This window comes from Streptomyces sp. bgisy027 (assembly GCF_057710365.1).
On record NZ_JBYIVZ010000030.1, the window covers coordinates 94,462 to 111,927 of the forward strand.

The window sequence follows — 17,466 nt, forward strand, 5'->3', positions numbered from 1 at the left end:
CCGCCACGTTCCCTGTGATCGCCGAGGCACGCATACTCGGGGGATGACCGCGTACGAACCGACGGGCGCGCAGGGCGCCGCCGCTGCCGGACAGGCCGTCGCGCACGACGCCGTCGTCCTCGCCGGCGGTGCCGCGCGCCGGCTCGGCGGCGTGGACAAACCCGCCGTCAGCGTCGGCGGGCGCCCGCTGCTCGACCGGGTGCTCGCCGCCTGCGCCGACGCGCGCACCACCGTCGTCGTCGCCGACCCCCGGCCCACCGCGCGGCCGGTGACCTGGGCGCGCGAGGACCCGCCCGGCGGCGGCCCGCTGGCCGCGCTCGACGCCGGCATCCGGCACACCACGGCCGAGTCGGTCCTCGTGCTGTCGGCCGATCTGCCGTTCCTCGACGAGGACACCGTCCGGCGGCTGCTGGCCGCCCTGCGCACCGGCGGCGCCGACGGCGCGCTGCTCACCGACGCCGGCGGCCGCGACCAGCCCCTCGTCGCCGCGTACCGCGCGTCCGCGCTGCGCCGCGAGCTGGCCGCGCTCGCCCGGCAGCACGACGGCCTCACGGGCCTCCCCCTGCGCCGGCTGACCGGCGCGCTCGATCTCACCCGCGTCCCCGACCCCGTCGCGTCCTTCGACTGCGACACCTGGGACGACATCGCCACCGCCAGGGCACGCATCAGGGAGCATGGGCACGTGTTGGATGAATGGATTTCCGCAGTCAAGGACGAACTCGGCATCGACCTCGACGTCGACATCAAGGTGCTGCTGGACCTCGCCCGCGACGCCGCCCACGGCGTGGCAAGGCCCGCCGCCCCGCTGACCACCTTCCTCGTCGGGTACGCGGCGGCACAGGCCAAGGGCGGCGAAGGCGGCCCCGAGGCGGTCGCCGAGGCCGCCCGCAAGGCCGCCGCACTCGCCCTGCGCTGGGCCGAGGAGGCCGCCGCGGCCGAGTCCGCCGCCCCCGACGCCGCCCCCGAGACCCGCCCGGACGCCGGATGACCGCCCGCGGCATCCGCACGGACGGGGACGCCGAGGACCTCGACGTCGAGGAGGTGCTTGCCCTCGTGAACGAAGACAACGGTCACCGCGCGTCCGGCGACCATGCGCCCGCACCCGCGCCGCAGCCCCGGGGCGCGCGCAAGCCGGACCGGGACGGCCCCGACCGCCCGCACGGCGACAACCCCGACCGCCACCACCGGGCCACCCCCTGGCCCGAGGCCCGCGAGCTCGCCGCCCACGCCGCTCTCAAAGCCACCCGGGCCACCCGCCGCGCCCCCGTCTCCGTCCCCCTCGACGCCGCCCTCGGCCTCACCCTGGCCGCCCCGCTCACCGCCCTGACCGACCTGCCCTCCTTCGACACCTCGGCCATGGACGGCTGGGCGGTCGCGGGCCCCGGCCCCTGGGCCGTACGGGAAGAGGGCGTACTGGCCGGGCACGCCGAGCCCGAAACGCTCACCGACGGCGAGGCCGTCCGGATCGCGACCGGTGCCCGCATCCCCCTGGACACCACCGCCGTCCTGCGCAGCGAGCACGGCCGCACCGACACCAAGGGCCAGCTGCACGCCACCCGGGAGATCCAGCACGGCCAGGACATCCGCCCGCGCGGCCAGGAGTGCCGAGGCGGCGACCAACTCCTCCCCGTGGGCACCCTGGTGACGCCGGCCGTGCTCGGACTGGCGGCCGCCGCCGGATACGACACCGTCACCGCCGTACCCCGACCCCGCGTCGAAGTCCTCGTCCTCGGCGACGAGTTGCTCACCGAAGGACTGCCGCACGACGGGCTCATCCGTGATGCCCTCGGCCCGATGCTGCCGCCCTGGCTGCGCGCGCTCGGCGCCGAGGTCACCGCCGTGCGCCGGCTCGGCGACGACGCCAAGGCCCTGCACAAGGCCCTCACCAAGTCCGGCGCCGACCTCATCGTCACCACCGGCGGCACCGCTGCCGGCCCCGTCGACCATGTCCACCCCACGCTGGAGCGCATCGGCGCCGAACTTCTGGTGGACGGCGTCAAGGTGCGGCCCGGCCACCCCATGCTGCTGGCCCGCACCAAGGAGGACCAGCACCTCGTCGGCCTGCCCGGCAACCCGCTCGCCGCCGTCTCCGGCCTGCTCACGCTCGCCGAGCCCCTGCTGCGCACCCTCGGCGCCCGTCCGGCCCCGGAGCCGTACACGATGCCCCTGAAGGACGCGGCGCACGGGCACCCGTACGACACCCGGCTCATCCCCGTCGTGCTGCGCGGTGACCATGCCGTGCCGCTGCACTACCAGGGCCCGGCCATGCTGCGGGGCATGGCGGCGGCCGATGCCGTCGCCGTCGTACCGCCGGGCGGTGCACGCGCCGGTCAGGAGGCCGAACTGCTCGATCTGCCCTGGGCGACCGCCGGTATCGAGGTGTGTTTCACGTGAAACTTCCGGGCCAGGACGCGATCGCCCGCCGAGCGGACGAGAGGGTCGCCACCTATCGGGTCAGGCTGCCGAAGAAGATAGTGGAGCATCCGTTCCGCCAGGTCGCGAAGCGGGTGCTGCTGGCCCTGTCGCTGCTCGTGGCGGCCGCCCTGATCGTCTACGCCGACCACGACGGCTACAACGACAGCTCGGACGGGTCCGTCGATCTCCTCGACGCCTTCTACTACGCCACCGTCAGCCTCTCCACCACCGGATACGGCGACATCACCCCGGTCAGCGACGGCGCCCGGCTGACCAATATCTTCGTCATCACGCCGATGCGTGTGCTGTTCCTGATCATCCTGGTCGGCACCACGCTCGAGGTCCTCACCGAACGGACCCGGGAGGAATGGCGTCTGACCCGCTGGAGGTCCACCTTGCGTGACCACACCGTCGTCGTCGGCTTCGGCACGAAGGGACGTTCGGCGATCCAGACCGTCTGTGCCACGGGTCTGAGGCGGGACCAGGTCATCGTGGTCGATTCGAGTTCCAAGGTGATCGACGCGGCCGTCGCCGACGGGTACGCGGGGGTCACCGGCGACGCGACACGCAGCGACGTCCTGAAGCGGGCCGAGGTGCACAAGGCCCGGAAGATCATCATCGCGACCCAGCGGGACGATACGGCCGTACTGGTGACGCTGACGGCCCGGCAGCTCAACCGGGGCGCGAAGATCGTGGCCGCGGTCCGCGAGGAGGAGAACGCGCCGCTGCTGAAGCAGTCCGGTGCCGACGCGGTCATCACCAGCGCCAGCGCGGCCGGGCGGCTGCTGGGTCTGTCCGTGCTCAGCCCCGCGGCCGGCATGGTGCTCGAAGACCTCATCCACCAGGGCAGCGGGCTCGACATCATCGAACGGCCCGTCATAAAGGCCGAGGTGGGCAAGACTCCCCGGCAGATCGAGGACCTGGTGGTCAGTGTCATCCGCGGGCACCGGGTGCTCGGCTACGACGATTCGGCCGTCGGGACACTGGAGTTGACCGACCGGCTCATCACCATCGTGCGGGCGTCGCCGGCCATCCAGGTGACACCTGACGACCGGCGACTGCCCCCGGGGATGAAGCCCATCTGACCGGTGCACCGCCCTACTTGCGGTTGTACAGCCGCATCGTGATCGGCCCGAAGACCAGCACGAACAGGGCCGCCCAGCCCACCGACCAGGCGATCTCGTCGGCCGGCCAGTCGCCGGCCATCAACCCGCGCACGGCCGAGGCCAGATGCGTGATCGGGCTGTTGTTCACGAACGCCTGCAGCCAGCCCGGCATGGTCCTCGGGTCGACGAAGACGTTGGACAGGAAGGTCAGCGGGAAGATCACCATCATGCTGACGCCCATCACCGACTTCTCGGAGCGCAGCATCAGCCCGAACATCGTCCAGATCCACGAGAACGCGAACGAGAAGGCCACAAGGAGCGCGATCCCGGCGAGCACTCCGGCCACGCCGCCGTCCGGGCGGTAGCCCAGGATGATGCCGACGGTGAGCATCACGACGGAGGCGATGGTGTAGCGCAGGGCGTCGCCCAGCAGATAGCCGACCATCGTCGACGGCCGCCAGATCGGCAGCGAACGGAACCGGTCGAAGACGCCCTTCTCGATGTCGGTGTTCACCGAGACACCCGTGTACATCGTGATCATCACGACCGACATCACCAGGATGCCCGGCAGCAGGAACTGGATGTACTCCTTCGGGGACCCGGCCAGGGCGCCCCCGAACAGGTACGTGTACATCAGCACCATCATGATCGGGAACGCGGTGACGTCGAAGAGCTGCTCGGGCACATGCTTGATCTTCAGGATCGCCCGCCAGCCGAAGGTCAAGGAGGCCGAGAAGGCGCTGGGCCGCGGCGGGCGCTCCTTGGCGACGAGCAGCGCCGCGAGCGACTCGGTGCTGACGGGGGCGAGGTCCTTGCTCTCGGTCTGCGTCACGGTGCTCATGCCGTCACCTCGTTCTTGTCGGCGTCCGTCTTGTGGGTGTCGTGTCCGGTGAGGGCGAGGAACACCTCGTCCAGGCTGGGCTGGCCCAGCGAGAAGTTGTCGACGGTGATGCCGGTGCGGGCGAGTTCGGCGAGCGCGCGGCCCGCCTGTTCCGCCGCGCCCCGGCCGTTGGCGCTGCCGGAACCGACGCGGGCGGTGAGCGCCACAGGGTCGGGTTCCAGCTGCACGTCCGCGTCCAGGGCCAGCCGCAGCACCCGCTCGGCCTGAGGCCGCTGCTCCGGGTCACGCAGCCGCAGATGGACGGAGCCGGCTCCCACGGACGCCTTCAGCTCGCCCTTGGTCCCCTCCGCGATCACCCTGCCCCGGTCGATGACGGCGATCCGGGACGCCAGCTGGTCGGCCTCGTCGAGGTACTGCGTGGTCAGCAGCACGGTGGTGCCCTGGGCGACGACCGCGCGCACGATGTCCCACACCTGGTTGCGGCTGCGCGGGTCGAGGCCGGTCGTCGGCTCGTCGAGGAAGAGCAGGTCGGGGGTGTTCAGGATGGAGGCGGCGATGTCGATACGGCGGCGCATGCCGCCCGAGTAGTTCTTGACCTGCTTCCCGGCCGCGTCGGTCAGCCCGAAGGCCTCAAGGAGCTGCCCGGCGCGTTCCCGCGCGGCGGGCTTGCCGTGGCCGAGGAGGCGGGCCAGCAGGACCAGGTTCTCGGTGCCGGTGAGGTCCTCGTCCACGGAGGCGTACTGCCCCGTGAGGCTCACCCGCCCGCGCACCGCGTCGGCCTCGCGGACGACATCGTGTCCGAAGACGTGAGCCTCTCCGCCGTCGGGCCGCAGCAGGGTGGCGAGCATCTTCACCGTGGTGGTCTTCCCGGCGCCGTTCGGGCCGAGGACGCCGTAGACCGTGCCGGCCGGAACCGCGAGGTCCACGCCGTCGACGGCCCGTGTCTCACCGAATGTCTTCACCAGGCCCGCGGTCTCGATCGCGAGACCGGACGTCGTCTGCGTGCTCATGCTTTCGGGTTCCTTCCGGATGGTCCTTCCGCGTTCTTGGGCTACGCATGGGGAGACCTTTACGGTCGCGCAAACTCATCGGTGGCGCACCGGGATTTTCGAAGGACTCGTCGGCGACCGGGCGGGGACGGCCGCGCCGGGCCGAGGAGTAGCGTCCGTCCCATGCATGCGATCACGATTCCCGAACCTGGTGGGCCCGAGGCGTTGGTGTGGGACGAGGTCCCCGATCCGGTGGCCGGTGAGGGCGAGGTGCTGGTCGAAGTGGTGGCCGGGGCCGTCAACCGCGCCGACATCCTGCAACGGCAGGGCTTCTACAACCCGCCGCCCGGCACCTCCCCCTACCCCGGCCTGGAGTGCTCCGGCCGGATCGCCGAGGTCGGCCCCGGCGTCTCCGGCTGGGCGGTCGGCGACGAGGTGTGCGCGCTGCTGGCGGGCGGCGGTTACGCCGAGAAGGTCGCCGTCCCGGCCGGTCAGCTGCTGCCGCTGCCCAAGGGCGTGAGTCTCACCCGGGCCGCCGCGCTGCCCGAGGTGGTCTGCACGGTGTGGTCCAACGTCTTCATGGTCGCCCACCTCCGCCCCGGCGAGACGCTGCTCGTGCACGGCGGCTCCAGCGGCATCGGCACCATGGCGATCCAGCTCGCCAAGGCCGTCGGAGCGAAGGTCGCGGTCACGGCGGGCAGCCGGGAGAAACTGGACCGGTGCGCCGAGCTGGGCGCGGACATCCTGGTCAACTACCGGGAGCAGGACTTCGTCGAGGAGATCAAGAAGGCCACCGACGGGGCCGGGGCCGACGTCATCCTCGACAACATGGGCGCCAAGTACCTCGACCGCAACGTCCAGGCCCTCGCCGTCAACGGCCGGCTGGCCATCATCGGCATGCAGGGCGGGATCAAGGGCGAGCTCAACATCGGTGCGCTGCTGGGCAAGCGCGGCGCCATCAGCGCGACCTCGCTGCGGGCCCGCCCGCTCGCCGAGAAGGCGGCGATCGTCGCGGCCGTACGCGAACACGTCTGGCCCCTTCTGGACGCCGGCCATGTGCGCCCGGTCGTCGACCGCGAGCTGCCGATGCGCGAGGCGGCGCAGGCCCACCGGGTGGTGGAGGAGAGCGGTCATGTGGGGAAGGTGCTGCTGGTCGCGCCGTAGGACAGCCGCACCGACGGCGGGCGGCACTCGCTAGCCGCGCCGCAGCCGCAGGCCGACGAAGGCGAGGCCCAGGCCCAGGCCGATGAGGACGAGCCCGGCGCCCAGGGGCAGTACTTCGAGCACGGGCTCGGCGGGGCCGGTGGCGTGCGGGGCAGGGGGTCGCGCGTGACGGGTCGGTGTGGCGGAGGGCGCGGTGTCCCGGGTCGGGGCGTCGGCGGCGTTCGAGCTCTCGGGCTCGGTGCCGTCGTCGTCCTCCGCCGCACGCTCCGCCTCCGGCGACCGGGAGCCCTCGCGGTCATCGGCCCTCTTGTCGCGGTCACGTTTGTCCCGCGCCGCCTCCTGCTCCTCCAGCGGCCCCTTCTCCCGACCGGGCCGCTGCCGCCCCTCTCCCGCCCGGCTGCCTGCCCGGGACGGCTTGTCGGAGGGGTCGGGCGAGGACGCGGAGGGCCCGTGGGCGGTGGGCGTGGACGATTCCCGGGGTGGCTTCCCCGGCTGCTCGGACCCTTCGACGTCGTCCGGCGTCTCCTCCGCGGTCTCCTCGGACGTACCGCCGGGTGACGGCGCGGTGGCCGAGGGCTTCCCGTCCTGGGGCGAACGTACGGAGGGCGGCTCGGCCCCGCTCCCGCCCGCGGAGCCCGGCGCCGCCCCGGAGGACGCCCTGGGCGACCCCGCCGGCCACGAGGGCGACCCGGGTGACCCGGACGGCACGGATGACCCGGTCGCGGACGGCATCGCCCCGTGCGGCTCGTCGAGCCCGTACGACACCCCGGCCCCCGGCAGCCCGACGGCCAGCCCCGCCACCAGTACGGTCAGCGTCCCCGCGGGCCACGACAGGGCGCGCGACCGGCTCGACGCCGCTCGCGCACGCCCCCGCACCACCCCCAGCCATGAAGTCATGGAACAACCCTCACAGCACCTGACGAACCCGGCATTCCGGACTCCGCCACCCGACCCAATCCGGCGCACGGCCGACACTGATGTGACCCGCCTCACCGTGCCGCCGGCCCTTACGAAACTGCGGGGACGTAAACGGTGGATCACCCCACACCGGGGGCACCACGATGATGAGCTGTACGGGTGCGAGAGAATGACGGCATGGAGATGCCGAGGAACGAACGGTCGCCCGAGAACCCCCAGATCCTGGTCGTGGGCCAGGACGGGATGGCGCTCACCGGCGGTAACGGAGACGAGGACTCCCGCGAGATCCCGGTGACGGAGCAGGTCGAACAGCCGGCGAAGGTCATGCGGATCGGCAGCATGATCAAGCAGCTGCTCGAAGAGGTCCGCGTCGCCCCTCTCGACGAGGCCAGCCGGGTCCGGCTGAAGGAGATCCACGCCAGTTCGGTGAAGGAACTGGAGGACGGCCTGGCCCCGGAACTCGTGGAGGAGCTGGAGCGGCTCTCCCTGCCCTTCACGGACGAAGGGACGCCGTCCGACGCGGAACTGCGCATCGCGCAGGCCCAGTTGGTCGGCTGGCTGGAGGGCCTCTTCCACGGAATCCAGACCACGCTCTTCGCCCAGCAGATGGCCGCGCGCGCCCAGCTGGAGCAGATGCGCCGCGCCCTTCCGCCGGGAGTCGGCGGCCACGAGGACGGCGAACAGCACCCGGGCGGCCGCTCGGGCGGGCCGTACCTGTAACCATCTGCCCACGATCAGCGAAGGGCCCGGCAGCGCAGGCTGCCGGGCCCTTTCACATCGCTGAGGTCACTCCGGGTTGCCGGTCGACACCTGGAACGTGATCTTCGGGGCGTCGTCCGGGTCGAAGTCGGTGCGGGCCTTCGGCGACTGGCGCATGACGGTGCCCTGGCCGTACGTGTTCTCGTCCACGTCGACCTTCTCCCATTCCCACCCGGCGGCCTTGACGCACTCCAGGACCGACGGCCAGTACTTGAACGTGAAGTCGGGCAGCTGGACCTTGTCCGGATCGAGGTACGACTCCGAAGGCTCCGTGCAGTCGGACGTCTCCACCGTCTTCGTGCTGTCGCCCTCGCGATACCCCGCCTCCTTCGTCACCGAGGACGTCGCCGTCGCGTCGCCGCCCCCGCCGCCGTCCTCATTGCCGCCGCCGTTCATCGCCAGCGCGGCGATCAGGCCGACCACCGCGACGATGGACACGACGACCGAGCCGATGATGACGGGCCGGTTGTTCTTGCCGCCGCCCGAAGTGGTCTGCGTCTGGGGCGAGATGGAGTACGGCGGCGGCGTCGCGAGGCCGGGCTGGGAGTACGCCGCCGGCGCGGGCGTCTGGAAGCCCGGCTGCTGCTGCGGGTAGCCGTACGCCGGCGAGGGCGCCGACGGCGGCGGCGTGCCGTACGGATTCGGCGGCGGGGCCGGCTGGTACGGCGTCTGGACGGGGCCCCCGGGCGGCGGTGTCTGGCCGACCGGCGGGAACACCGAGGCGCCGACGCCCTGGCCGCTCTGCGTGTGCGCGCCCGGCACGATGCTCGGCGGCGCCGCCTGGAAGGACGCGGCCACGCGCAGGCACTCGTCGCGCATGGCCTCGGCGCTCGGGAAGCGTTCGTTCGGGTTCTTCTTCAGCGCGCGGGCCACCAGCGCGTCCACGGCCGGCGGCAGCGCGCGGTTGATGGAGGACGGAGCCACCGGCTCCTCCTGCACATGCGCGTACGCGATCGCCAGCGGCGAGTCCGCGTCGAACGGCAGGCGCCCGGTGACGAGTTGGAACAGCATGATGCCGACCGAGTACAGGTCGGAGCGGGCGTCCACGGCCCGGCCGAGCGCCTGCTCCGGCGAGAGGTACTGCGGGGTGCCGACCACCATGCCGGTCTGCGTCATCGACGTCACACCGGACTGCATGGCGCGCGCGATGCCGAAGTCCATGACCTTGACCACGCCACGCTTGTTCAGCATCACGTTGCCCGGCTTGATGTCCCGGTGGACCAGCCCCATCTCGTGGCTGATCTCCAGGGCGGCCAGCACATCGGCGGTGATCTTCAGCGCCTTGTCGGCGGGCACGGCGCCCAACTGCCGTACGTCCTCGTCGAAGACCGAGCTGAGCGGGCGGCCCTCGATGTACTCCATGACGATGTAAGGGGTCGTCATGCCGTCGACGGTGTCCTCGCCCGTGTCGAAGACCGAGACGATATTGGTGTGCGTGAGCTTGGCCACTGCCTGGGCCTCGCGGCGGAAGCGCTCGCGGAACGCCTGCTCGCGGCCGAGCTCGGTGTGCAGGGTCTTGACCGCGACCTGCCGGTCGAGCACGGAGTCGTACGCGAGATGTACGGCGGCCATGCCGCCCTGGCCGAGCAGGTCGCGCAGCTGATACCGGCCGCCGGCCAGCGCCCGCCCCGCGCCTGCGCCCTGTGCGCCGTCCTGGCTCATGTTCTGCGTCCCCCGTGCCCCTTGGGCGCCTGCGACCCCGTGGACCGGGTGGTCCCGAGTGATCCAATGTGCTATTCCCGGCCAAGTCTGCCCCACGGCACGGACAGGTCAAGCGCGGTGCCCGTTCCGTGACCGTACGCGAAGGGAGCGTCGCGGAAGCGTTACAGGGGCCCTACGGTCGGTGCACGGAATTTGCACGAGGAGACGGGGTACCGGTTTCATGGCCGGTCCGCCTTCGTCCGGCCCGGGCCACGGTCTCGGACCGGCGGCTTGCGCGGAGGCTGTAGCGTGGCCGACGGAGACCGTAACAACACCGCGCGCACCGCGGGCAGAAACGACGGCGAGGACTGATGGAGCAGCAGCAGCGCGCTCAGGGCCCGTCCGACCCCGAGGCGGCTGGCGGCGGTATGTCAGACGCGCCGGAAATGTGGGGTAATGGCGGACTTGTCGGGGACGGTCGTTATCGGCTGACCCGCAGACTCGGCCGGGGCGGCATGGCCGAGGTGTTCGCGGCCGAGGACGTGCGTCTCGGGCGCACCGTGGCGGTCAAGCTGCTGCGTTCCGACCTCGCCGAGGACCCGGTGTCCAAGGCCCGCTTCACGCGCGAGGCCCAGTCGGTGGCCGGTCTCAACCACCACGCGATCGTCGCCGTGTACGACTCCGGTGAGGATGTCGTGGGCTCGCACAGCGTGCCGTACATCGTGATGGAGATCGTCGAGGGCCGCACGATCCGCGACCTCCTCCTCAACGCCGAGGCACCCGGTCCCGAGCAGGCGCTGATCATCGTCTCCGGCGTCCTGGAGGCCCTCGCCTATTCGCACCAGCACGGCATCGTGCACCGCGACATCAAGCCCGCCAACGTCATCATCACCAACAACGGCGCCGTGAAGGTGATGGACTTCGGCATCGCGCGTGCCCTGCACGGCGCGCAGTCGACGATGACGCAGACCGGCATGGTCATGGGCACCCCGCAGTACCTCTCCCCGGAGCAGGCGCTCGGCAAGGCGGTCGACCACCGCTCCGACCTGTACGCGACCGGCTGCCTTCTCTACGAACTCCTCGCGCTGCGGCCCCCGTTCACCGGCGAGACCCCGCTGTCGGTGGTCTACCAGCACGTCCAGGACATTCCGACCCCGCCGTCCGAGGTCTCCGACGCCACGCCGCCCGAGCTCGACGGCCTGGTCATGCGCTCGCTCGCCAAGGAGCCGGACGACCGGTTCCAGACGGCCGAGGAGATGCGCGGCCTCGTCCAGTACGGCCTGCAGATGCTGTACGACCAGGGCGGCCACACCGGCACCTGGAACACCGGCCCGGTGGCCGTGCACGACGGCCGGCACACCCCGTCGGCGGGCTTCGCCAACACGGCCGTCATGGGGCACCCGGGCACCCCTGCCTCCGGCACGACGCAGATCCCGCAGCCGATCCTGCCGGGCGGCTACGGCGCCGGTGACGACGGCGGCTTCGAGGGGCACGGCAACCGGGGCAGCGGCCGCGGCAAGCTGTGGATCCTCGCCGTTCTCGCGGTGATCGCCATCGCGGCCGGTGTGGCGCTGGCGCTGAACAACGGCAACGGCGGCGGTGGTGGCGGCACCAAGGAGACGCCGACCACGTCGCAGACCACCGACGAGAACAAGGCGACCGACGAGCCGACCGACGAGCCGACCGACGAGCCGACGGAGGAGGTCACCGACGACGGCTCCGGCACGGGCTCCGACCCGGACTACACGCCGACCGAGGAGCCGACGCAGGAGCCCACCCAGGAGCCCACCCAGGAGCCGACGCAGGACCCGACCACGGCCGAGCCCACGGAGGAGCCCACCGAGGAGCCGACCGAGGAGCCGACGGAGGAGCCCACCGAGGAGCCGACGCTGCCGACCACCCCGCCGGCCACGGGCTGACGGTGGGCCGACGGCGGATCGGCACCGATACCTCCACGCGCGCGTGCGGCCCGGAAACGGGCTCCACGCGCGCGTGCCGTTTCAGGACGCCCGTGGCGCGCCCTGCTCAGTGCGCGAAGGCGTCCCGGACCGCGTCGTACTCCCGCGTCCACCACACTGCCAGGGCCGAGACCGCCGGGAACTGCGCGTCCGCGCGGGTGTCGCCGCGCTCGTAGTGCCGGCGCAGCATCCAGAAGTCGTTCAGCCGCTCCCACCACAGGCGGTGCACCGCCGCCGCGAGCTCCTCGGCGGTGGCGCCGGCCGCATGCCGGTACGCGCGCGTGCAGGCAGCCGCCTTCGCGAGGTCGAGCGCTCCGGTGGGCCGTACGAAGAAGATCGCGGCGGCGCGGACGGCCTCCTCCGCGCGGGGCTGCACGCCGAGCCGGTCCCAGTCGACGATCGCGGCCGGTGCGTCGCCCCGGTGGAGCTGGTTGAAGGGGTGGACGACGCCGTGCACCCAGCTGACCGAGGCCCCGCGCGGGGGACGCCGCCGGGCGTGCCGTTCCAGGAGTTCGCGGCGTTCCAGGAGACGGTGGCGGGTGAGTTCGTCGAAGCGGCCGGCAGGGCGGTTGGCGCGCCGATGCCAGGGCAACGGCGGATCCTGTGAGCTGGGCGTTGTCGCGGCCAGTCATGGACAGTCGCGGTCGGTCACTTCCGGTCGCCGGGCCGATCGGCGGCGCTCTCGCAATTCTTGATCGTTTTTCACCGAGCCGGATTACCGGACATTTCCTTCTTCGCCCGTGAGGGCGATGTCACACCACTGTGGTGATCCGTCCCTCGGCGACTCTTCCCGTGACCTGGCTCACCGATATAACGTGCCGTTGTTCCGGCCCCCTGCAAGGCTGTGACCAGGAGTTGTTCCCGACTTTGGCGATTTACTTGGAAATCCAAGCAAAATCGCAGGTCAGGAGGGGTTTCACAGAAATGTGGAGCACTGGGTAACGTGCCTTTTGCAGGGCGCTCGCCGGGGCACCTGTCACGCCTGTTCCCGAACGAGCCGCACCCACCCTGTGCGTCCGTAGGGCTTCAGGTGAGCCGCACTGGCACCCGGCGAACCCGGGTAGCCGGACCGACGGAGGAGCACACGTGACCGTGGAGAGCACTGCCGCGCGAAAGCCGCGACGCAGCGCCGGTACCAAGAGCACGGCCGGCAAGACCACAACCGCAAGGAAAACGACGAGTACGGACCCCGAACTCGTTCAGTTGCTGACGCCCGAGGGCAAGCGCGTCAAGAACGCCGAGTACGACAAGTACGTCGCCGGCATCACCCCCGACGAGCTCCGCGGCCTCTACCGCGACATGGTGCTCACCCGACGCTTCGACGCCGAGGCCACCTCCCTGCAGCGCCAGGGCGAGCTGGGTCTGTGGGCGTCGCTGCTCGGTCAGGAGGCCGCCCAGATCGGCTCCGGCCGGGCCACCCGCGAGGACGACTACGTCTTCCCGACCTACCGCGAGCACGGCGTCGCCTGGTGCCGCGGGGTCGACCCGACCAACCTGCTCGGCATGTTCCGCGGCGTGAACAACGGCGGCTGGGACCCGAACAGCAACAACTTCCAGCTGTACACGATCGTCATCGGCTCCCAGACGCTGCACGCCACCGGCTACGCCATGGGCATCGCCAAGGACGGCGCGGACAGCGCGGTCATCGCCTACTTCGGCGACGGCGCCTCCAGCCAGGGCGACGTGGCCGAGTCCTTCACCTTCTCCGCGGTCTACAACGCGCCCGTGGTGTTCTTCTGCCAGAACAACCAGTGGGCGATCTCCGAGCCGACCGAGAAGCAGACCCGCGTGCCGCTCTACCAGCGTGCACAGGGCTACGGCTTCCCGGGCGTCCGGGTCGACGGCAACGACGTCCTGGCGTGCCTGGCCGTGACGAAGTGGGCGCTGGAGCGCGCCCGCGCCGGCGAGGGACCCACGCTGGTCGAGGCGTACACCTACCGCATGGGCGCCCACACCACCTCCGACGACCCCACCCGCTACCGGGGCGACGAGGAGCGCCAGGCCTGGGAGGCGAAGGACCCGATCCTGCGCCTTCGCCGCTACCTCGAGGCCTCAAACCACGCGGACGAGGGATTCTTCGCGGAACTGGAGACCGAGAGCGAGGCGTTGGGCAAACGAGTGCGCGAGGCGGTCCGTGCCATGCCGGACCCGGACCACTTCGCCATCTTCGAGAACGTGTACGCGGACGGGCATGCGCTCGTCGACGAGGAGCGCGCCCAGTTCGCCGCCTACCAGGCGTCGTTCGCGGACGTAGAGGGGGCCTGACATGGCGGAGAAGATGGCTCTGGCCAAAGCGATCAACGAGTCGCTGCGCCGCGCCCTGGACTCGGACCCCAAGGTCCTCGTCATGGGCGAGGACGTCGGCAAGCTCGGCGGCGTCTTCCGTGTGACGGACGGCCTGCAGAAGGACTTCGGCGACAGCCGCGTCATCGACACCCCGCTCGCCGAGTCGGGCATCGTGGGCACGGCCATCGGCCTCGCCCTGCGCGGCTACCGCCCCGTGGTGGAGATCCAGTTCGACGGCTTCGTCTTCCCGGCCTACGACCAGATCGTCACCCAGCTCGCGAAGATGCACGCCCGCTCGCTGGGCAAGGTCAAGCTGCCGGTCGTCGTCCGCATCCCCTACGGCGGCGGCATCGGCGCGGTCGAGCACCACAGCGAGTCCCCCGAGGCGCTCTTCGCGCACGTGGCGGGGCTGAAGATCGTCAGCCCGTCAAACGCCTCGGACGCGTTCTGGATGATGCAGCAGGCCATCGAGTGCGACGACCCGGTGATCTTCTTTGAGCCCAAGCGGCGCTACTGGGACAAGGGCGAGGTCACGTGGTCCACTGGCGGCTCCGCCGCGGGCGAGGCCATCCCGGGCCCGCTGCACAAGGCGCGCGTCGTCCGCGAGGGCACCGACCTCACCCTGGCCGCGTACGGCCCGATGGTGAAGCTGTGCCAGGAGGTCGCCGCCGCGGCCGCCGAGGAGGGCCGCAGCCTGGAGGTCCTGGACCTGCGCTCGGTCTCCCCGCTGGACTTCGACTCCATCCAGGCGTCCGTGGAGAAGACCCGCCGTCTGGTCGTGGTCCATGAGGCCCCGGTGTTCTTCGGTTCGGGCGCGGAGATCGCCGCCCGGATCACGGAGCGCTGCTTCTACCATCTGGAGGCCCCGGTGCTGCGGGTGGGCGGTTACCACGCCCCGTATCCGCCGGCGCGTCTGGAGGAGGAGTACCTGCCGGGTCTGGACCGGGTGCTCGACGCCGTCGACCGTGCCCTGGCGTACTGAGGAGAGGGTCGTGACGACGATGACTGAAGCGTCCGTGCGCGAGTTCAAGATGCCCGACGTGGGCGAGGGACTCACCGAGGCGGAGATCCTCAAGTGGTACGTCCAGCCGGGCGACACGGTCACCGACGGCCAGGTGGTGTGCGAGGTCGAGACGGCCAAGGCGGCCGTGGAACTGCCCATCCCGTACGACGGGGTGGTCCGTGAGCTGCGCTTCCCCGAGGGCACGACGGTGGACGTCGGTACGGCGATCATCGCCGTGGACGTCGCCGGCGGAGCGGCGCCCGCCGCCGCTGCGCCCGCCGACGTGCCGGAGGCCCCGGCGCAGGCCGCGGAGGAGGAGACCGAGCCGCAGGGCCGCCAGCCGGTGCTGGTCGGCTACGGCGTGGCCCAGACCTCGACGAAGCGCCGCCCCCGCAAGGGAGCGGACGTTCCGCGTCAGGAGCCCGCGGCGCAGGCCCTGCAGGCCGAGCTGAACGGCCACGGGCCGGCCGCCGCCGCGGAGGTGGCCCCGCCGCGGCCGCTGGCCAAGCCCCCGGTGCGCAAGCTGGCGAAGGACCTGGGCGTCGACCTGGCCACGGTGACGCCCACCGGCCCCGACGGCATCATCACCCGCGAGGACGTCCATGCGGCGGTGGCCGCCCCGGCCGCCGAGCCGGTGCCGCAGGCCGCCCCCGCGGCCCCGGCCGCCGCGCCCGTGGCCGCCCCGGCGGCGCCGGTCACCTACGACACGGCGCGCGAGACCCGGATCCCGGTCAAGGGCGTCCGCAAGGCGACCGCGGCGGCGATGGTCGGCTCGGCGTTCACGGCCCCGCACGTCACGGAGTTCGTGACGGTGGACGTGACACGCACGATGAAGCTGGTCGAGGAGCTGAAGACGGACAAGGAGTTCGCGGGCCTGCGCGTGAACCCCCTGCTGCTGATCTCCAAGGCCCTGCTGGTCGCGATCAAGCGCAACCCGGACGTCAACGCGTCCTGGGACGAGGCGGGCCAGGAGATCGTGCAGAAGCACTACGTCAACCTGGGCATCGCTGCGGCGACCCCCCGTGGCCTGATCGTCCCGAACGTCAAGGACGCCCACGCCAAGACGCTTCCGCAACTGGCGCAGGCGCTCGGCGAGCTGGTGGCCACGGCGCGGGAGGGAAAGACGACCCCCGCCGCGATGCAGGGCGGCACCGTCACCATCACCAACGTCGGCGTCTTCGGCGTCGACACCGGCACCCCGATCCTGAACCCCGGCGAGTCCGCGATCCTCGCGGTCGGCGCGATCAAGCTCCAGCCGTGGGTCCACAAGGGCAAGGTCAAGCCCCGTCAGGTCACCACCCTGGCGCTGAGCTTCGACCACCGTCTGGTCGACGGCGAGCTGGGCTCCAAGGTGCTGGCCGACGTGGCGGCGATCCTGGAGCAGCCGAAGCGGCTGATCACCTGGGCGTGACTCACCTCGGGTGACGAAAGGGGCGGCCACCGTCGGGTGGCCGTCCCTTCGCGGGTGACGCGGGGATCAGATACGGGCGTAGCCGTAGGTGATCAGCTTCTTCACGTCGGCCGTGCGGTTGGCCTCCGAGGAGGAGGTCAGCACGGCACCCATCACCTGCTCGCCGTTGAGCGTGGCGGCGAAGACGAGGCAGTACTTGGCCTGGGTGCCGGAGCCGGTCTTGATGCCGAGCGTGCCGTTCCAGCCGAGCAGGGCGTTGGTGTTCTTCCAGGCCGCCATGGTCCGGGTGGCACCGGTCTTGGTGATCGTCTTGGCCGTGTAGGACTTCGTCTTCACGACGGACTTGAACGTGGTGCTCTTCATCGCGCTGCGGGCGAGCTTCGTCAGGTCGCGCGGCGTCGAGTAGTTCGACCCATTGCTTATGCCGTCGAACGAGTCGAAGTGCGTGTTGGTCATGCCCAGGCTCTTGGCCATGGTGTTCATCTTGCCGATGAAGTTGGCCGTGCGGGCCTTGACCGTGGTGCCGGTGCCGAACTTGTCGGCGAGCGACATGGCGGCGTCACAGCCGGACGGCAGCATCATCCCGTAGAGCAGCTGACGCACGGTGACCTTGTCGCCGACGATCAGCCGGGCGGAAGAGGCGCCCTTGGAGACGATGTAGTCGCTGACCTCCTTGCGGATGGTGACCTTCGTGTCCAGGTTCAGGTTCGTCTGCGAGAGCACGACCTTGGCGGTCATGATCTTCGTCGTCGACGCGGTGAGCCTCTTCGTGTCCGCGGACTTGGTGAAGAGGGTCTTGCCGGTGGCGCCGTTCATCAGGTACCCGCCCTTGGCGGTGATGCTCGGCGCCGTCACGGCCTGCGCGGGAGCCGCGGTGAGGGCTCCGGTGGCGAGCACGGCACCGGTCGTCACTGCGACGGCCGCGGCTCTGCGGATACGGCGCCCGTTGGTGGCGATTATCAACTGAAATACCCC

14 protein-coding genes and 1 pseudogene are annotated in these 17,466 nt (G+C 71.3%); 9 read left to right on the top strand and 6 right to left on the bottom strand.

All coding sequences use genetic code 11. The features are described 5' to 3' along the window. Positions 1 to 43: 43 nt before the first annotated feature. Genes AC3ETA_RS28485 through AC3ETA_RS28495 form a run of 3 tightly spaced genes read left to right on the top strand, consistent with a single transcriptional unit; the run spans position 44 to position 3,500 of the window. Entirely contained in the window at positions 44 to 988 is a 945-nt protein-coding gene (locus tag AC3ETA_RS28485; RefSeq protein ID WP_432195751.1) for an NTP transferase domain-containing protein, read from the top strand. After that, positions 985 to 2,394 carry a molybdopterin molybdotransferase MoeA gene (locus AC3ETA_RS28490; protein WP_432195752.1) on the top strand — a complete coding sequence of 470 codons (1,410 nt, stop codon included), beginning with the start codon at positions 985 to 987 and terminating at the stop codon, positions 2,392 to 2,394. Before AC3ETA_RS28485 ends, AC3ETA_RS28490 begins: the two co-directional genes overlap by 4 nt. After that, entirely contained in the window at positions 2,382 to 3,500 is a 1,119-nt protein-coding gene (locus tag AC3ETA_RS28495; protein ID WP_432195753.1) for a potassium channel family protein, read from the top strand. The genes AC3ETA_RS28490 and AC3ETA_RS28495 overlap by 13 nt, the downstream gene beginning before the upstream one ends. Positions 3,501 to 3,513: 13 nt before the next feature. Here the strand turns inward: AC3ETA_RS28495 and AC3ETA_RS28500 are convergent, their stop codons facing one another. Both AC3ETA_RS28500 and AC3ETA_RS28505 read right to left on the bottom strand, forming a co-directional pair. Beyond that, positions 3,514 to 4,362 (bottom strand): ABC transporter permease, encoded by an 849-nt coding sequence (locus AC3ETA_RS28500; protein WP_432195754.1) that lies wholly within the window; start codon positions 4,360 to 4,362, stop codon positions 3,514 to 3,516. Next, positions 4,359 to 5,372 (bottom strand): ATP-binding cassette domain-containing protein, encoded by a 1,014-nt coding sequence (locus tag AC3ETA_RS28505; RefSeq protein ID WP_432195755.1) that lies wholly within the window; start codon positions 5,370 to 5,372, stop codon positions 4,359 to 4,361. The genes AC3ETA_RS28500 and AC3ETA_RS28505 overlap by 4 nt, the downstream gene beginning before the upstream one ends. A gap of 162 nt (positions 5,373 to 5,534) precedes the next feature. Between AC3ETA_RS28505 and AC3ETA_RS28510 the strand changes: the two genes are divergently transcribed. Further along, positions 5,535 to 6,515 carry an NAD(P)H-quinone oxidoreductase gene (locus AC3ETA_RS28510; protein ID WP_432195756.1) on the top strand — a complete coding sequence of 327 codons (981 nt, stop codon included), beginning with the start codon at positions 5,535 to 5,537 and terminating at the stop codon, positions 6,513 to 6,515. A gap of 30 nt (positions 6,516 to 6,545) precedes the next feature. Here the strand turns inward: AC3ETA_RS28510 and AC3ETA_RS28515 are convergent, their stop codons facing one another. Further along, positions 6,546 to 7,412 (bottom strand): hypothetical protein, encoded by an 867-nt coding sequence (locus AC3ETA_RS28515; RefSeq protein ID WP_432195757.1) that lies wholly within the window; start codon positions 7,410 to 7,412, stop codon positions 6,546 to 6,548. 198 nt (positions 7,413 to 7,610) lie between these two features. Between AC3ETA_RS28515 and AC3ETA_RS28520 the strand changes: the two genes are divergently transcribed. Further along, positions 7,611 to 8,153, top strand: coding sequence for a bacterial proteasome activator family protein (locus AC3ETA_RS28520; protein WP_030961390.1), 543 nt, complete (start codon positions 7,611 to 7,613; stop codon positions 8,151 to 8,153). A 66-nt stretch (positions 8,154 to 8,219) separates the two neighbouring features. Here the strand turns inward: AC3ETA_RS28520 and AC3ETA_RS28525 are convergent, their stop codons facing one another. Next, entirely contained in the window at positions 8,220 to 9,854 is a 1,635-nt protein-coding gene (locus tag AC3ETA_RS28525; RefSeq protein WP_432195758.1) for a Stk1 family PASTA domain-containing Ser/Thr kinase, read from the bottom strand. Between the two features lie 350 nt (positions 9,855 to 10,204). Here AC3ETA_RS28525 and AC3ETA_RS28530 point away from each other — a divergent pair, with 350 nt between their 5' ends. Further along, positions 10,205 to 11,752, top strand: coding sequence for a protein kinase domain-containing protein (locus AC3ETA_RS28530; protein WP_432195759.1), 1,548 nt, complete (start codon positions 10,205 to 10,207; stop codon positions 11,750 to 11,752). 106 nt (positions 11,753 to 11,858) lie between these two features. Here AC3ETA_RS28530 and AC3ETA_RS28535 read toward each other — a convergent pair. Beyond that, positions 11,859 to 12,374, bottom strand: a pseudogene (locus AC3ETA_RS28535) (phosphotransferase); the annotation flags it as partial. A gap of 503 nt (positions 12,375 to 12,877) precedes the next feature. Here AC3ETA_RS28535 and pdhA point away from each other — a divergent pair. The 3 genes from pdhA to AC3ETA_RS28550 are packed head-to-tail and all read left to right on the top strand — an operon-like array spanning position 12,878 to position 16,491. Next, the gene (gene pdhA / locus AC3ETA_RS28540) at positions 12,878 to 14,056 is read left to right on the top strand and encodes a pyruvate dehydrogenase (acetyl-transferring) E1 component subunit alpha (protein ID WP_432195760.1); all 1,179 of its coding nucleotides are present in this window, start codon (positions 12,878 to 12,880) and stop codon (positions 14,054 to 14,056) included. Position 14,057: 1 nt separating this feature from the next. Beyond that, on the top strand, positions 14,058 to 15,059 hold the full coding sequence (locus AC3ETA_RS28545) for an alpha-ketoacid dehydrogenase subunit beta (RefSeq protein ID WP_432195761.1): 1,002 nt from the start codon (positions 14,058 to 14,060) through the stop codon (positions 15,057 to 15,059). Positions 15,060 to 15,069: 10 nt separating this feature from the next. Beyond that, positions 15,070 to 16,491, top strand: a complete 1,422-nt coding sequence (locus AC3ETA_RS28550; protein WP_432195762.1) for a dihydrolipoamide acetyltransferase family protein — start codon at positions 15,070 to 15,072, stop codon at positions 16,489 to 16,491. Positions 16,492 to 16,557: 66 nt separating this feature from the next. Here the strand turns inward: AC3ETA_RS28550 and AC3ETA_RS28555 are convergent, their stop codons facing one another. Beyond that, the gene (locus tag AC3ETA_RS28555; protein ID WP_432195763.1) at positions 16,558 to 17,454 is read right to left on the bottom strand and encodes a D-alanyl-D-alanine carboxypeptidase family protein; all 897 of its coding nucleotides are present in this window, start codon (positions 17,452 to 17,454) and stop codon (positions 16,558 to 16,560) included. Between the last annotated feature and the right edge of the window lie 12 nt (positions 17,455 to 17,466).

Bases quoted from the DNA above. Each gene is read 5' to 3' on its own strand.
- AC3ETA_RS28485 (WP_432195751.1), top strand. From the start codon at position 44: ATGACCGCGTACGAACCGACGGGCGCGCAGGGCGCCGCCGCTGCCGGA.
- AC3ETA_RS28490 (WP_432195752.1), top strand. From the start codon at position 985: ATGACCGCCCGCGGCATCCGCACGGACGGGGACGCCGAGGACCTCGAC.
- AC3ETA_RS28500 (WP_432195754.1), bottom strand. From the start codon at position 4,362: ATGAGCACCGTGACGCAGACCGAGAGCAAGGACCTCGCCCCCGTCAGC.
- AC3ETA_RS28505 (WP_432195755.1), bottom strand. From the start codon at position 5,372: ATGAGCACGCAGACGACGTCCGGTCTCGCGATCGAGACCGCGGGCCTG.
- AC3ETA_RS28510 (WP_432195756.1), top strand. From the start codon at position 5,535: ATGCATGCGATCACGATTCCCGAACCTGGTGGGCCCGAGGCGTTGGTG.
- AC3ETA_RS28515 (WP_432195757.1), bottom strand. From the start codon at position 7,412: ATGACTTCATGGCTGGGGGTGGTGCGGGGGCGTGCGCGAGCGGCGTCG.
- AC3ETA_RS28520 (WP_030961390.1), top strand. From the start codon at position 7,611: ATGGAGATGCCGAGGAACGAACGGTCGCCCGAGAACCCCCAGATCCTG.
- AC3ETA_RS28525 (WP_432195758.1), bottom strand. From the start codon at position 9,854: ATGAGCCAGGACGGCGCACAGGGCGCAGGCGCGGGGCGGGCGCTGGCC.
- AC3ETA_RS28530 (WP_432195759.1), top strand. From the start codon at position 10,205: ATGGAGCAGCAGCAGCGCGCTCAGGGCCCGTCCGACCCCGAGGCGGCT.
- AC3ETA_RS28545 (WP_432195761.1), top strand. From the start codon at position 14,058: ATGGCGGAGAAGATGGCTCTGGCCAAAGCGATCAACGAGTCGCTGCGC.